This window comes from Scytonema sp. PRP1, assembly GCF_036697665.2.
GTDB classification, from domain to species: domain Bacteria; phylum Cyanobacteriota; class Cyanobacteriia; order Cyanobacteriales; family Nostocaceae; genus Kalymmatonema; species Kalymmatonema gypsitolerans.
In genome coordinates, this window is sequence record NZ_JBAHYJ020000134.1 from 45,595 (window position 1) to 60,774 (window position 15,180).

Annotated in this window: 10 protein-coding genes, 1 other RNA gene and 2 pseudogenes; 6 read left to right on the forward strand and 7 right to left on the reverse strand. The window is 43.8% G+C overall.

What is annotated here, in order from left to right; genetic code table 11:
* Window positions 1–145 precede the first annotated feature (145 nt).
* Entirely contained in the window at window positions 146–2,179 is a 2,034-nt protein-coding gene (locus V5G28_RS35675) for a sensor histidine kinase (RefSeq protein WP_332994833.1), read from the forward strand.
* Between the two features lie 4 nt (window positions 2,180–2,183).
* On the opposite strand, the gene V5G28_RS35680 is transcribed toward V5G28_RS35675, so the two are convergent.
* The 5 genes from V5G28_RS35680 to corA form a co-directional block, all read right to left on the reverse strand.
* Window positions 2,184–3,362, reverse strand: a complete 1,179-nt coding sequence (locus V5G28_RS35680) for a Gfo/Idh/MocA family protein (protein WP_332994836.1) — start codon at window positions 3,360–3,362, stop codon at window positions 2,184–2,186.
* 188 nt (window positions 3,363–3,550) lie between these two features.
* Entirely contained in the window at window positions 3,551–4,270 is a 720-nt protein-coding gene (rnc, locus tag V5G28_RS35685) for a ribonuclease III (RefSeq protein ID WP_332994838.1), read from the reverse strand.
* 89 nt (window positions 4,271–4,359) lie between these two features.
* Window positions 4,360–4,820, reverse strand: an RNA gene (gene rnpB, locus V5G28_RS35690) — RNase P RNA component class A.
* Window positions 4,821–4,869: 49 nt separating this feature from the next.
* The gene (locus V5G28_RS35695; RefSeq protein ID WP_096563949.1) at window positions 4,870–5,580 is read right to left on the reverse strand and encodes a hypothetical protein; all 711 of its coding nucleotides are present in this window, start codon (window positions 5,578–5,580) and stop codon (window positions 4,870–4,872) included.
* 55 nt (window positions 5,581–5,635) lie between these two features.
* Window positions 5,636–6,790, reverse strand: a complete 1,155-nt coding sequence (gene corA / locus V5G28_RS35700) for a magnesium/cobalt transporter CorA (protein ID WP_332994842.1) — start codon at window positions 6,788–6,790, stop codon at window positions 5,636–5,638.
* A 725-nt stretch (window positions 6,791–7,515) separates the two neighbouring features.
* Here corA and V5G28_RS35705 point away from each other — a divergent pair.
* The 4 genes and pseudogenes from V5G28_RS35705 (at window position 7,516) to V5G28_RS35720 (ending at window position 11,401) form a co-directional block, all read left to right on the forward strand.
* A complete protein-coding gene (locus V5G28_RS35705) occupies window positions 7,516–8,706 on the forward strand; it encodes a sensor histidine kinase (protein ID WP_332994845.1) in 1,191 nt (396 codons plus the stop codon).
* A gap of 171 nt (window positions 8,707–8,877) precedes the next feature.
* A pseudogene (locus V5G28_RS35710) lies at window positions 8,878–9,852 on the forward strand (glycosyltransferase family 2 protein); the annotation flags it as partial.
* 126 nt (window positions 9,853–9,978) lie between these two features.
* Window positions 9,979–10,506: pseudogene (locus tag V5G28_RS35715) on the forward strand (GAF domain-containing protein); the annotation flags it as partial.
* Window positions 10,507–10,762: 256 nt separating this feature from the next.
* The gene (locus V5G28_RS35720) at window positions 10,763–11,401 is read left to right on the forward strand and encodes a response regulator transcription factor (protein ID WP_332994848.1); all 639 of its coding nucleotides are present in this window, start codon (window positions 10,763–10,765) and stop codon (window positions 11,399–11,401) included.
* Window positions 11,402–11,486: 85 nt separating this feature from the next.
* Here the strand turns inward: V5G28_RS35720 and groL are convergent, their stop codons facing one another.
* Entirely contained in the window at window positions 11,487–13,160 is a 1,674-nt protein-coding gene (gene groL / locus V5G28_RS35725; RefSeq protein ID WP_332994851.1) for a chaperonin GroEL, read from the reverse strand.
* A gap of 585 nt (window positions 13,161–13,745) precedes the next feature.
* Between groL and V5G28_RS35730 the strand changes: the two genes are divergently transcribed.
* Window positions 13,746–14,825, forward strand: a complete 1,080-nt coding sequence (locus V5G28_RS35730) for an MraY family glycosyltransferase (RefSeq protein ID WP_332994854.1) — start codon at window positions 13,746–13,748, stop codon at window positions 14,823–14,825.
* Window positions 14,826–14,946: 121 nt separating this feature from the next.
* Here V5G28_RS35730 and V5G28_RS35735 read toward each other — a convergent pair whose 3' ends face one another.
* Entirely contained in the window at window positions 14,947–15,168 is a 222-nt protein-coding gene (locus V5G28_RS35735; RefSeq protein ID WP_442994326.1) for an alpha/beta fold hydrolase, read from the reverse strand.
* Between the last annotated feature and the right edge of the window lie 12 nt (window positions 15,169–15,180).

Genomic DNA, 15,180 nt, shown 5'->3' on the forward strand with positions numbered 1-15,180 from the left:
GTATCCTGGGCTTCTTTTCGATATTAAAGTATTTTATATTTTTAAGATGGTTATGAAATAAGGATTTTTCGCTCCTCAATGACACTCGCTGCTCTAATTACTTAGAGTTGCTGTTTTGGATGGCACATACCAAGAGAGACAGCCGATGGCTAAACCCCGTCAATCATCCTTTCGTCGGATTTTAGTGTCGAAAATTTTGCTTTTGTCGGTTCCAGTATTATTAATAGGGGAGATTGTAGCCTATAAAAACGCACGCTCTAGCCTGCTGGAAACTGCGCGTCAAAATTTAACAGAAAGTGCCATCATCAAGGGAGAAAAGATTGTAGAAGCAAGCGCTGCTTTAAAAACCAACTTACTAAGTGCAAGTCAAACAACGGTGCTCCAGTCAGGTTCACGTAGTGAGATACAACGATTTCTCAACCAGCTAGCACGACAACTACCAAGGCAAATAGACTGCATTCAACTGACAAAGCCGCAAAGTGGTGACATCGTTGCAAGTACTTGCGGCGATCAACCCATCGGTGAATTCAAATCTCCCATACCCAGTGATGGGGTTAATGTCGAGGTAACATTACCACCAAAGATAGGAACAACTGGTAGGAGAGATTTACGAAATCAACTGCAATTACTGTTATCTGCTCCTGTCTATGATAGTATAGAAGGCTTACGTTATGCCTTGATTTTCCGAACAACAATACTACAAGAAAAAATCAAAACTAAGCCTGGTTTGCTAACAGGCTCTACGATAGTTATTGCTGATGATGGAACAATTTTGTCACATCCAATTGCCAGCCGTATTGGCACTAATATCGAGCAACATGGAGATGCTTCTCGACTCAAAAAAATTGTGACAACGGCTCTTGCAGGCAAGCAGTATTTTCTCCATTTCTTTTTTGAAAATGAGGATAAAGAATTACTTGCTGGTTATACTGCTATTCCCAGTCCCATAAAACAAGGACAACAGAAACAATGGGTTATTATAGCCGTTACACCTTTGGAGAATGCTTTGTATGGTCTTAGGGGAATCAAACTTATCCTTTTTGTTTTAACATGTGGCTTGATTGGCGCAAGTGTTTTGGCGTCGCTGTATTTAGCTCGTTACTTAGCACGTCCTGTAGAACAATTGCGAGACTACGCTATAAATCTTCATTTAAATCAATCAGCAGAACCGATTCCTGACAACTTTAAAATTAGAGAGTTTAACCAATTGGCGCAAGCACTCGAACAAATGGTTGAGCGATTGAAAGCTTGGGCAGAAGAATTAGAAATAGCATGGAAAGAAGCAAAAGCCGCCAACCAGGTGAAAACTCATTTTTTAGCTACGACTTCCCATGAGTTGAGAAATCCGCTAAATATTATCATTAATTGCGTTCGTCTGGTTCGAGATGGTATGTGCGATGACCGCGAAGAAGAATTAGAGTTTCTCAAGCGTGCCGATGACACAGCTATTCACCTGTTAGGCATTATTAATGATTTACTTGACATTTCCAGAATAGAAGCAGGCAAGCTCTCCGTCGTCTTGCAACCTATTGACCTTCGACAAGTCCTTAAAGAAGTTATTAATATACAATCAGTGAATGTTCAACAAAAAGGCTTGCAGTTGAATATTCCTCAGTTGAATGAGCTAATTCCAGTTAATGCTGATGCCGCAAAGCTGAAACAAGTGCTTATTAATGTCATCGGTAATGCAACTAAGTTTACTGATGAGGGAAGCATTACAATTTCCACAGACATTCAACGTAGTCATGATAAATCTGAAGTTCTTGTTTCTGTTACAGATACAGGGCTAGGGATTGATCCGGCTCAACAGCAAAAACTCTTTCGTCCTTTCGTGATGGTGGAGGATTCAACTTCACGTAAGTTTGGTGGTACAGGACTGGGACTTGCAATTTCACGAAACTTAATTGAACTTATGGGAGGTACCATCACTCTCAAGAGTGCAGGTCTTAACCAAGGCACAACAGTGACCATTACTTTGCCTTTAATTGATGCCTCATTGTTACCTGGTTCAGGAAGGCAAGAAAATTCAGGAAATCTGAGCATTTCCTCTGGAGATCAAGCAGCAAGAGGAATGAAGCAAACAGCAGAAGAAGTTGCTCTGAAAAAAAACCGCTTCCCATCTTCTGTGAACAAAGAGTTAAAGAATTCAAAATTGAATATGCAAAATGCAAAATCGTAGAATATCAGTACTCATTTGCATCAAGAAAAACAGGTTTGCCGCCGTTATTGAGAGATTCTGTCAAAGCAGCAAGAATTTGCACTAACTGCGTTCCTATCCAGCCAGATGAAACCTGTGAGGGAGTATTATCAAGCACACAGGTCATAAAGTGGTTGCACACCCGCCGTAAAGGTTCGCCTGTTTCTATTTGCAGCACTTGTTGCCTTTGATTCACAGGAATAAATCGTTTTTCCTGACGTTCAAACTCACCCTGTAGTAGCGTCAGAGGTGATGTCGGGGACATTTCATCAAAAATTAGACTACCTAGGCTTCCGACAACTCCAAGCCGTCGTTGTTTATCGGGATTGAGCCAACACAGGTGAATGTACGCTTGAAAGTTATTCGGATAAGTCAGCGTCGCCCAGATTAAGTCGGCTAATCCTTCGGTTTGAGGTGACACTGATGAGGGGGATGAGGAGGATGAGGAGGATGAGGGAGATGAGGAGGACGAGGGGGATGAGGGAGATGAGGCGGATGAGGGGGAATTACTACCTACCCAGTCCCCAGTCCCCAGTCCCCAATCCCCAGTACCTGCTCCCGGTTGCAGCCACACCGTACCCGTTGCTTGCACTTTCACAGGTATCTGATTTAGCCAAGAATTGAAAATGGCAATATCGTGAATGGCTAAGTCCCAGAGCGCGTCAACATCTTGGCGGACTGGTCCTAAATGGGTACGGGTAGCGTATCCGTAGCGTAAATCACCTAATTGACTCGTCTGAACGACAGCTTTCCCTCGTTCAACGACTGGGTGAAATAAGTAGGTGTGGTCAACTATCAGTTGTCGTTGCTGTTTTTCTGCAAGCAGGCACAGTTCTCGACATTCTGCTGAGTTGAGAGTTAAAGGCTTTTCTGCTAAAACGTGGTAACCCCAATGCAAGGCGTCGGTAATTAAGGAGTAATGCGTGCTAGCAGGAGTAGCAATAACTACTGCTTCTAAATCCGTTACTTGCTGTATCGAGTGCCACTCGGTTGTCAGTAGTACCTTGTCATCTAAGTTATGCTGCTGTTTCACCTCTGCTAGACGTTGTGAGTTCGGATCTATGACTGCTACTACCTCAGCTTGCGGATGTTCCAAAAAATTCCGTAGCAAATGTACGCCCCAACGTCCAACGCCAACGACAGCAATTTTAATTTTCTTAGTCATTAGTTATTAGTCATTAGTCATTAGTCATTAGTCATTAGTTATTAGTCATCCCTGTCTCGTGACGGTTGTTGGGGAAAAATTTCCACGCATTAGATCCGGGCTTTGTTGCCCCGGACATAATTTTTCGATTTTTAACAAGGATCCCCAATCCCTAATCCCTAATCCCCAGTCTCCTTCACCGTTTCCTATCAGGATTTTTCCTGAGTGTCAAGTGCTAAAAAAGCTACTTTTGCGGCAGCTTGTTCGGCAGCTTTGATCGAGCGTCCCTTTCCTTCACCTAGCTTTTGTTCGTGCAACCACACCTCAGCAAGAAAACGCTCTTGATTGTGCTGCGGTTGGTTCATTTCCACGACTCGATATTCTGGTAATACTTTATACTTTGCTTGAGTCCATTCTTGTAGAGCGGCTTTATAGTTAAATCTAGCTGGATCGAGGCGAATTTCTGCTGCAAGTTGTTTAAAGTGAGGGTCTAGCCAAGAGCGGATGAGTTCGAGATTGTTTGTACTCAAATAAAGCGCACCTAAGACTGCTTCAAAGGCATCTGCCAGTCGTGACTCCTGACCAACTTTATCAGCGGTTGCACTGCCAGCAACGAGTAAGTATAGCTCCAAGCCGTATTCTCTTGCTAGTTGGGCGAGCATGCGATCGCTCACCAACACAGAACGAATTGCGGCAAAATCTCCGACTGGGCAATTGGGATATGTCTCCCATAATACAATGGCTGCCACTAATCGCACGACTGCATCGCCGACAAACTCCAGATGTTCATAATTTGCCGACTCAGAGACAGTAGGATGAGTCAGCGCTAAGTCCAGCAGCTCCCACTTTATAGCTGCGTCTGCTGGCAGACCAAATTTTCTGACTAAGCTTTCGAGTTGCCGTTGACGGCGTGGATAAGCGATGCTCATTAGTTATTAGTCATTAGTCATTAGTCATCAGCCATTAGTCATTGTTCATGAACAAAGGACTAAGGACAAATAACAAAGGACAAAAAGAGGGAGAGAGTCGGAACGTAAGCCGGGTTCTGTTCTCTTTTGTAGAAATGTAGCATACTACGTCTCTACATTTAGAGGGCAGTTATCTATCTGGGACGCCTGTTACCAGACGCCTCAAGCGGCTCTTATGACGGAACTGGTAAAAGACCAACCGTAGTTCCTTGTGACCTTGCTCCCAACCGGGGTTTACCGAGCCACGACCTCTCGGTCGTGCTGGTGCGCTCTTACCGCACCTTTGCACCCTTACCTTTTTCAGTTATCAGGTATCAGTTATCAGTTATCAGGTATTCCCTGTTTACTGTTTACTGATAACTGTTCACTGATTTTGGCGGTATCTTTCTGTGGCACTATCCTCGCGATCGCTCGCACTGGGCGTTACCCAGCAGGTTTGGTCTTTCGGGAGCCCGGACTTTCCTCAAACCAGCTTCAACGAAACTGATCTGCAACCGCCTGCGCCTACTCTCTCCTAATATCCAGTGTAGTCTTTGAATGACCAAACCAGTAGTTTTGGTTTACCGCATCTTATTCCAAGGCAAGGCATACGTCCAAGGTAGTTTCCTAACAGTGAAAGGACACTTGACAATGCATAGGGGAGGGATATTCCTACCCTGAGCGACACCCACATTTGTTTCAGCTAACCGAAACACTAAATCTAGCGAAAACTCAAAGTTGCGTTTTCTGGTTATAAACTCATTAAATTGTTTTTTTTGTGCCTTTACAGGGCTTGTTTTCCATTTGAGGACGTTAGCCACCGAGTTTTTCGTTGCTGTATATGTTCTAGTTATTGCATCCAGTTGGAAAACACTTTCAGATGAGACTGATTCTCTCAGTGTTTTACCAGGGACAATCAGACTGGGAGTTTGTAATACAGCTAAGTCACGGGTTATGTCTGGTGACATCCGAATGACTCGCTTGGAGGTTCCGTCAAATTCTTCAAAAGCGCAATTGTCCCAATCAACGTATATTGCTAAATCCTGGGATTTATTTTCAATGTTAATCGACAAAGATTGTGGTTTGTCAATTGGGTACGTCTTTGCCAGTCCCCCAAAACTAATCCCAATTGTGTTTTGGAGATTTTGTTCTTTCAGTTGTTGGTCTACAGATGCTTTCTTGAAATCAATCTTTACTTGTTCATCGATTGATTCCACCATCTGGTTAAAGGTGTAAGTAATGCCAATTATATAAAGTGTCAGAATAACTAAATTGTTGTCGCCGGTTCTCATAACTTTGTATATTAACTCCCTGTACTAATTTTTGTGACTCAACTTACTGATCATCTCAAGTTTTGGAATCAAGATTAATTTTTGAAAAATTTTGGAACCAGCCGCGCCGCCAGAAAATGAATACCAAAATAAATGCGATCGCAGCCATCAATCCTAAGCACAGAAAATAACCCCAATACCAATTGAGTTCTGGCATATTATATGGCGATTTTTCAGTATTGAAGTTCATCCCATAAATTCCGGCAATAAAAGTGAGCGGAATAAAAATTGACGACATCACTGTCAAAAACTTCATGATTTCATTCATTCTGTTACCTACTGCCGAAAGATAAACATCCATCAACCCTGATGCAAGTTCCCGGTAAGTTTCTACCATATCCATCACTTGCACTGTATGGTCGTAACAATCCCGCAGGTAAATTCTCACCTCCTCACAAATAAGTTCATTGCCATCGCGAATCAGAGAATTAATTGCATCCCGTTGGGGCCAGATGTAGCGACGCAGCTGTAGTAATTCTCGCCTAACGTGATAAATTTTTTGTAGTGTTTGCCGGGTGGGGTTTACTATGACTTCTTCCTCTAAATCTTCGATTTGCTCACCATAACGCTCTAGAACTGGAAAAAAGCCATCGACAATTGCATCTAACAAAGCGTAAGCTAAATAATCTGCTTTGCGCTTGCGGATAGTGCCTTTATTGTTGCAAATTCGCGATCGCACTCCTTCCAAACAATCATGATCTGGCTCTTCCTGTACTGTGAGCAAGTAATGTTTCCCCAATACGAAACTCACTTGCTCACTATAAAACCCATATCTTCTTTCCTTTGGCACAACCATTCGGCAAATAATCACCAAATGGTCTTCATATTCCTCTATTTTTGGACGCTCTGCCACATTAACAATATCTTCTAATACCAAAGGATGTAGAGCAAACACCTTTCCCAGGCGTCGCAAAATGTCTTCATCCCCTAAACCTTGCACTTCCACCCAAGAAACAGATTCCCTATCTAGATAGGGGGTGCACTCTTCCGGGGTCTTCAGTTCTTTACGAATGACATCGCTGGCATGATAGTCAATCAACGTAATTTTTGGTGGTGAAGCATCTGTGGGAATAATGATGGTTCCTGGTATGGTTCCTGGTTGGTGATAGAAGTCATCTTCGTTATAAGGTTTAGGAACGACTTGAAGCGAGCGGCGGAGTTTTCTTACCATGAACTTTTACCTGGTTGAATCATTAGTCATTCGTCATAAGTTCTTTGTTAAAGACTTCGGACTCTTGAGTTTTGGTCTTGAGAGAGGACAATGTGGTTAATTTCTTTCATTATTTGTCAGTTATTTTACAATTACAAGTCAATCAAAGTTTTATGTAGTACTGTAGTGCATTTTTCAATTGAATGCATGACAGTTCTGATTTTCTTATAACAAAGGCGTCTTGTCTGTGCTGTGTTAAAGGCAGGTAAGATATCTACCTCACAACAGCTACCTTGAATACAGCCGAGAACCGCTATAAATTAGCAATACTATCAAAAAAACAGTTTGCCCTTGCAAGACAAACTACTTCAAAAATATTAATACAATATCTGAAACGACATTAAACTCAATTACGTCACCCCCCGCCCTTCTTTGCGAACTTGGAGAGCGGGGGGGTAGTTGCAGCGATGAACGCAATTCGGTATTATTTACGCCCTGCTGTACTAGTGTAATATTTCTATTTATACTGTATAAAAAATCATATAGGCTCATGCGTATTGATGACAAATGTTATGTTTTCATGATGGCAAGCCTGCCCAAGATACAGCAGAATCATTCGTCATCCGTCATCCGTCATCCGTAAAAAGGGCTTTCTGTCTGGCTTTTAGACAAGAGCATTGTACTTCATGCACGAACAATGTGCTGTATGTTTTGATTTCCCCTGTTACTTCACGCGATAGACTCCAATGAATCCAATCGCCACAACTTCTTCTATCCGTCGGACTTTGCAATATGTAGAGTGGACGCTTTTGGTTGTCTACTTTTTCCTCATAATAGTGAATCGCCCTAAAGATGTTTATGCGTCCCAACTTATACCTACTTATGTTATTTTTGCGTCTCTGAGTGTATCGACTTTATTAAGTTTTCTATTGCCGATGAATCGCCCAATTTGGCAAAGACGAGCTTATATATTATTAGAAATATTACCAATCATGTCTGCCAGAGCAGTCAATTGGCGACTAGATATGTTACTGTATCTTGTGCTGACAAAAGGCTGCTTTTTACTTAAGAGAAAAGAACTAGTCATCACTGCGATCGCCACTGGAATACTTTGGAATGTTGTCTGGCTTTGCAGTTTACCTTCAATCATTGAGTTTGATCGTGCCCATATTGCTCAACGTATAGCTCGATTATATGACGTAAATTCTATAATTAGCAGGAATATTATCAACGACACTAGTAGCTACCTAGCAGCTAGTACCTTTGTTATTTTATTTGCCTTTGTGATCATTGCAGAGCAAAAAAGCAGACAAAAAGCAGAGGTTCTCACCCAACAGGTAGAAACGTTAGCTGCAACTTTGGAACGAACTCGCATTGCTCGTGAAATACATGATTCTTTGGGACATTCTCTCACAACATTGGATGTGCAATTGGAACTCGCTCAAAAATTGTACCAACGCGATCCCATTCAAGCTGCAAAGTCTTTGGATATTGCCAAAGATTTAACCAATCAGTGCTTATCTGAAGTCAGGCGGTCTGTGCAAACAATGCGACAGACTAATTTTAATCTTAATGAAGCGCTCAGTACCTTGGTGGAACAAGTTGGACGAAACCAAGCATTTGTCATTCAGCTCGATGTGAAACTTCCGCAATTACCTGTTCAAACTAGCCACCAACTTTATTGTATTGTGCAGGAAGGACTAACGAATATTCAAAAACACGCCTCGGCTAGTGTTGTCAGTCTCAAAGGTTATCAAACACCCAATGCGATTATTCTAAAACTAACTGATAATGGACAAGGCTTTGAAGTCAGCGCACCTCACACAGGTTTTGGACTGCGAGGAATGCAGGAGAGAGTTCACATTTTGGGAGGGGAACTGAAGATTAAGAGTAGTGTTGGTGAGGGAACTCAAATTCAAGCCATGATTCCACTTTAACTCCGCATGCTCCCATTCCCCACCCGCCATGCGGCGCGCGAGGTTGCTAGGTCAAAAAAGGAGATTTTTGCATTCAAGTTTGTAAAAGTTTTGCGAACTTTCGGTAAATCTCAGAACATCAACAATTTAAGCTACGACAATGATAAGCGACACTTCCATCCACTTAAGACTATGTCGCTAAATCTTGATTCACAACACTCTCTAGTTAGCGTTATTATCCCAACTTATAATCGCCCAAATTTTCTTATACAAGCGATCGCAAGTGCTGTACAACAAACGTATAAAAATATTGAGATTATTGTGTCTGATGATTGTAGTACTGAAAGCCCCGCAAAAACGATTGAATCTTTTCAAGATCCACGAATCCGATTCCGGCGCAATGCAAAAAATTTAGGAAGATCCCGCAATGTTATAGCTGCATTTAAGGAAGCACGAGGGAAATATGTTGCTAGCCTGAATGACGATGATATTTGGAATGAAAACTTTTTAGAAAAGCTTGTTCCGCATCTTGATGCCAATCCAGATTTGGTCATCGCTTTCAGCGATCATTACATAATGGACTCGGCTGGCAAAATTGATTATGCTGCTACAGAGGAAAATACTCAGCGATGGAAGCGAGACCAGCTAAAAGAAGGAGTTTACCAGCCTTTTTATGAAATAGCGCTTGTCCATCAAGCTGTTCCCTCTGCCCTGGCTACCGTCATCCGTAAGGATGCTATTGAATGGAATGATTTTCTCCCCGAAATGGGAGCATACTGGGATCTGTACTTAACCTACCTTGCTTGCCGCAATGGTGGTGCAGCATATTATTCGCCAGAAAGATTAAGCAGATACCGTGTGCATTTTCAATCGGAAACGTTTGCTAATGGCGATATGAGCATTCAATCAAAGATTCGGGCTGGGAAAGCTGGTATCTACTGCTACCGCCAATTTATGCAAGATGAGCAGCTACAAGAGTTCAAGAGTTATTTTCGGGAGAAATGGTTACAGGCACATACAACTTTGGCTATTGGCTTGGTGCAAGTTGAACAGCCAGCAAAAGCACGATCCTATCTTTTCCATGCTTTGATCCAACAAAAGTTGAACCTACGAACTATAGCAGCACTTGTACTCTCGTTTATTCCAGTATCATTAGCACGTAGATGGAGAGATTACGCTGGTTTACTAACCTCCTACAAAAGCTGGAATATATTCGTAAGTAATCGACAGGATAATACAGAAAATCAGCTCGTTCCTTCGATTAAAAAGCAGTTCGATTGGCTACAAAAATATATGTCTGTAGATACTGTCACGCTGCTACTACCTACTACAGACAAACAGAATTTATTTGTATCTGCCACCATCGGACTAGAAGAGGAAATCAAACAACAGGTTCGTATCCCCATCGGACAAGGTTTCGCGGGTCGTATCGCTGCAAACATTGAGCCGATGATAGTCAATGATTTGTCAGCTATAGAGATTGTTAGTCCAATCCTACGTGCAAAGGGTCTGAAATCACTTATTGGCGTTCCATTACTCATTAAGCAGGGAGTTATCGGCGTCTTGCACGTCGGCACATTTGAGTTTCACCAGTTCACCAAAGATGATGTAAAGCAACTGCAACTCATTGCACATCGCATCGAATTGATGATAATGAATGCAGGACTTTTCAATTTCGAGTCTGACTCCCACAATCAGGAATCTTGCTTGCTGGTGAAAGGTTTTAAGAAACGCATATCCTACGTCAATACCCTGGCTCAAGTCTTGATAGATTTTATCGGTTTTACTTTGGAGGAAGCTAGCGTCATCAAAGTGATGTGAGGACACTTCAAATTTATCTAACATAATTTTTAAATAGTGTAGGGCTAGAACGGTTTACCTTCCCTTAGTCCATTAAGTTGGATACCTATTTTTTGTTACCCTAACTGATATACGTTTCCCCCGACAGTAAAATAGCTAAGAAATACGGCAGAACTCAAAAGTGAATGCCCTGCCTTTAGGCTTGGGCAGAGTCAAAACGAGCGTGCCAAGTAAATTTAAAATTAAAATCCAAAACGAAAATCTAAAATTACTTAAGATGATTCGATTATTGCTTGTAGATGACCAACCACTCTTTCGCCAAGGATTAGCCTCCTTGCTGGCGTTAGAAGAGGACTTGGAAATTGTTGGACAAGCGAGTCATGGGAAAGAAGCGATCGCTCTTACCCAAACCCTACAACCAGATGTCATTCTCATGGATGTGCGAATGCCAGTCTGTGACGGAGTTGTAGCAACTCGTGAAATTCATCAATGCTTTCCTTGGATTAGAATTCTTGTGCTAACTACCTTTGACGAAGACGAGTATATCTGGCAATCACTACAAGCAGGCGCACTCGGCTATCTTCTTAAAAGTACACCTTCAGCACAACTTGCAACGGCAATTCGCACTCTCGATCAAGGACATTGTCAACTTGGTCCGACTATTGCACCGAAAGTTTTTGCTCAGTTGCGTTCTCCGGGTACTATGAAGCAAAATACCCCACAGCAACGTTTTAGTGAACGGGAATTAGAAGTTTTAACTCTGATTGCTGAAGGTAAAAATAATCGGGAAATTGCCCAAACCCTCCATCTGACTGAAGGGACGGTGAAAAACTACGTGACGCAAATTTTGGGGCGGTTGGGGTTACGCGATCGTACTCAAGCTGCTTTGTGGGCGAAGGAAAATTTGGCAATTTAGTGAGATTTTCCTGATATGTAGAGACGCGCCATGGCGCGTCTCTACAATGCGTATCTACAAAATGGCAAACAATGGCAAACCGGGACTACATCATGCCCATGCCGCCCATGCCGCCCATGCCGCCCATGCCGCCCATACCGCCCATGCCGCCCATGTCAGGCGCACCGCCAGCGGGTTTCTTCTCTGGTTTCTCAACCACGATCGCTTCGGTGGTTAAAACCATTCCAGCGATGGAAGCGGCGTTTTGCAAAGCTGAACGCACGACTTTTGCGGGGTCGATGATTCCAGCAGCAATCAAGTCCTCAAATTCGCCAGTAGCAGCGTTGTAGCCAACGTTGAAATCACTCTCCCGCACTCTGGCGACAATCACAGAACCTTCAGCACCAGCATTGTCTGCGATTTGACGCAAGGGGGCTTCGAGCGCTCGTGCTACAATATCAGCGCCAATCTGTTCTTCGGCGTTAAGACTGTTTTTCACCTCTTGCACTTTTTTGGACAAGTGAATGAGAGTTGTTCCACCACCAGGAACGATACCTTCTTCCACAGCCGCTTTGGTAGCGTTGAGGGCGTCTTCAATCCGCAGTTTGCGGTCTTTGAGTTCGGTTTCTGTTGCCGCCCCCACTTTAATCACCGCAACTCCACCAGCCAGCTTGGCGATGCGTTCTTGCAGTTTTTCTCTATCGTATTCTGAATCTGTTTCTTCGAGCTGTCTGCGAATTTGACCAACTCGCTTTTCCACGTCTGCTTTTGTGTTGTCACCAGCAGCGACGATGGTGGTATTTTCTTTGTCAATCGTGATTTTCCGGGCAGTTCCCAGGGTTTCCAAAGAAGCGGTATCCAAGCTTAAGCCAATTTCTTCGGAAATCAGCTGTCCGTTGGTGAGAATGGCAATGTCTTGCAACAATGCTTTGCGGCGATCGCCAAACCCAGGCGCTTTAATAGCGGCGACATTCAGCACTCCTCGCGCTTTGTTCACCACCAAAGTTGCCAAAGCTTCCCCTTCCACATCTTCGGCGATAACCAGCAACGGTTGACCGGAACGGGCGACTTTTTCCAAAACTGGAATTAAATCTTGGATGCTGCTGATTTTCTTGTCAGTAATCAGGATACGGGCATTTTCAAATTCTACAGTCAAGCGATCGTTGTTGGTGATGAAGTAGGGGGAGATGTAACCCCTGTCTATCTGCATCCCCTCAACAACTTCTAAATCCGTTGTCAGAGACTTGGATTCTTCAACGGTGATTACACCGTCTTTGGTGACTTTGTCCATCGCCTCAGCCAGCATTCTGCCGACTTCTTCGTCGTTACCCGCGCTGACAGTGGCAACTTGGGCGATCGCCGCACCTTCTACTGGCTTGGCTACTGCTGCAATTTCCTGCACCAGCGCCTCGACGGTTTTGTCGATTCCCCGCTTCAGGGCAATGGGGTTAGTACCTGCGGCGACATTCTTCAAACCTTCTTTGATCAACGCCTGCGCCAACACAGTCGCAGTGGTGGTGCCATCTCCAGCCACATCTTTGGTTTTTGACGCCACTTCCTGGACGAGTTTTGCGCCAGTGTTTTCTAAAGGGTCTTCGAGTTCAATTTCTTTGGCAACGGTGATACCATCGTTGACAATTTGGGGTGCACCAAATTTTTTCTCTAACAGAACATTGCGACCTTTTGGTCCTAAGGTAATTTTCACGGCATCAGCAAGAGCATTAATGCCTCGTTCTAACGCCCGGCGCGAATCTTCATTAAATGAAACAATTTTTGCCATGTTTGGTGTTCTCTAGCGCTTCCAATAGACAATTTAGCACTCTTGACCGCTGAGTGCTAATGACTTCAACACAAAAGCGGCGTTTCTCCCCCATCATACGTACTTGTTGGTCGGGGAGGAACGTGGCTCTGGGATTGGGGACTGGCGACTTGCGACTGGGAAAAATTTCCACGCATATTTGTCTGGGCTTTGTTGGCTTGCACATAATTGGATGAAAAGCAAACAAAGGTCCCTAATCCCCATTGCCCCTAATCCCCACGACCGGAGGGAGTGGGGACCCCGAGTTCCCCAGTCCTCTTCACCTTATTGGTACCAACTTGGATTCTAAGAGATGATTTTAGGCTTTGGAGTGTCGGGCGAGTGACAATTCAAAATTCCAAGTACAAAATAAAAAAATAATTTCTTTACCCTATACCCTATCCCCTTAGGGGCGCAAGGCTGTCATGCCCCTACCCTCGATACCCTTTCCTCCGGAATGACTCTATATTAGAAGCAACTTTTTATAAGGTTACAAATAGTTAGGAAAAAAATGATTAGTATACAGTTGATGCTTATGCACATTGGCAATCATAGTTAAATCGGGAGATGAACATATACAGCTCCCTTCGGTCCCTCGGTATTGCCGACCCTAGCGGTTCCGGCTGGTTGGCGGTAGTATTTACGTTCCTTTTGGCTTGTAGTGTAACTTGGCGTTTGATTCCGGCAGTCCGCAAATTTGCCTTGCGTGTTGGTTGGGCTGACCAACCTAATGCGCGACGGCTTAACCGAGAACCTTTGCCTAATGCAGGGGGTCTGGCTATTTATGCAGGAGTAATTGCCGCAGTGGTACTAGCTAGTCTCTTACGACCTATCGAACTCGAAAGGGTACTGGCTGAAGTACAGACGATTCTTCTAGGGGGTTCGATACTAGTTCTTGTGGGCTTTATCGACGACCAATTTGGTTTACCCCCTCTTGTTCGATTGTTAATTCAGGTCCTCACGGCTCTGTTGCTGGTTGCTAATCGTATCACTATTGAAGTTTCTTTTGGTACTCCCATTGACTCTACATTATCAGTATTACTAACAGTACTGTGGGTAGTAGGAATCACCAATGCTGTCAACTTGATGGATGGTATGGACGGTTTGGCGGGAGGAGTCAGCTTTATCACCGCCATGGGCTTGTTAGCAGTTTCCGCTCAGGTTCCTAATCGTGCAGCAGCAACGTTAGTTCTAGCAGCTTTGGCGGGTGCGGCGTTGGGCTTCTTGCGCCACAACTTCCACCCCTCGCGCATCATTATGGGTGATGCCGGAGCCTACTTTTTCGGTTATGTGCTAGCTGCTACGAGTATTTTAGGTAACCTCCAAGCACCCACCGCTGTCTCTTTAGTAGCGCCGGTTCTGTTTTTGCTGTTACCAGTACTCGACACCACCCAAGTGTTTGTTCGGCGGCTTATGGCGGGCAAAAATCCTCTCAGCACCCCTGGGAAAGACCACCTGCACCACCGCTTACTAGCTTGGGGCTTGTCTCAACGCCACGCCGCGCTGACTCTTTGGTCAATTACCTTGATTTGTAACTTGCTGGCGATGAGACTACAAAACATGACCTTGATACAGATGCTTGCCACTACCATAGGTATCATCTGCTTTTTGGGCTTCATTGTTTTGCAAAGGATACGAGCAGCCTAAAGGAAAATGGGAGAGATGAGGGAGATGGGGAGAAATTTTGAATTTTAAATTTTAAATTTTGAATTGCTTTTTTCCCATGTCCCTATATCCTGTATTGCTTCTTCTAGTTCCGCTACTCTACCTACGCGGTTGTGGTGTGCAGGTTATGCTTTCTCAGGAAGTTGAGCATAACTGTAGCCACAACATCCGCAGATTCTACCAAGAAGCCGTGTCCACCACAGTCAAGAACGACAAGTTCGGCATTTGGAATACCTTGAGCAAGTTGCTCAGAAAGTTTCACTGGGGTTAAAATGTCCTGTTTGCCAACCACAATAAGTGTAGGGGTTTCATTAAAATTACTCAAAGTTGGTCAACG

Excerpts from the sequence above, each read along its gene's own strand:
- V5G28_RS35675 (WP_332994833.1), top strand. The coding sequence starts at position 146 with ATGGCTAAACCCCGTCAATCATCCTTTCGTCGGATTTTAGTGTCGAAA.
- V5G28_RS35680 (WP_332994836.1), bottom strand. The coding sequence starts at position 3,362 with ATGACTAAGAAAATTAAAATTGCTGTCGTTGGCGTTGGACGTTGGGGC.
- rnc (WP_332994838.1), bottom strand. The coding sequence starts at position 4,270 with ATGAGCATCGCTTATCCACGCCGTCAACGGCAACTCGAAAGCTTAGTC.
- V5G28_RS35695 (WP_096563949.1), bottom strand. The coding sequence starts at position 5,580 with ATGAGAACCGGCGACAACAATTTAGTTATTCTGACACTTTATATAATT.
- corA (WP_332994842.1), bottom strand. The coding sequence starts at position 6,790 with ATGGTAAGAAAACTCCGCCGCTCGCTTCAAGTCGTTCCTAAACCTTAT.
- V5G28_RS35705 (WP_332994845.1), top strand. The coding sequence starts at position 7,516 with ATGAATCCAATCGCCACAACTTCTTCTATCCGTCGGACTTTGCAATAT.
- V5G28_RS35720 (WP_332994848.1), top strand. The coding sequence starts at position 10,763 with ATGATTCGATTATTGCTTGTAGATGACCAACCACTCTTTCGCCAAGGA.
- groL (WP_332994851.1), bottom strand. The coding sequence starts at position 13,160 with ATGGCAAAAATTGTTTCATTTAATGAAGATTCGCGCCGGGCGTTAGAA.
- V5G28_RS35730 (WP_332994854.1), top strand. The coding sequence starts at position 13,746 with ATGAACATATACAGCTCCCTTCGGTCCCTCGGTATTGCCGACCCTAGC.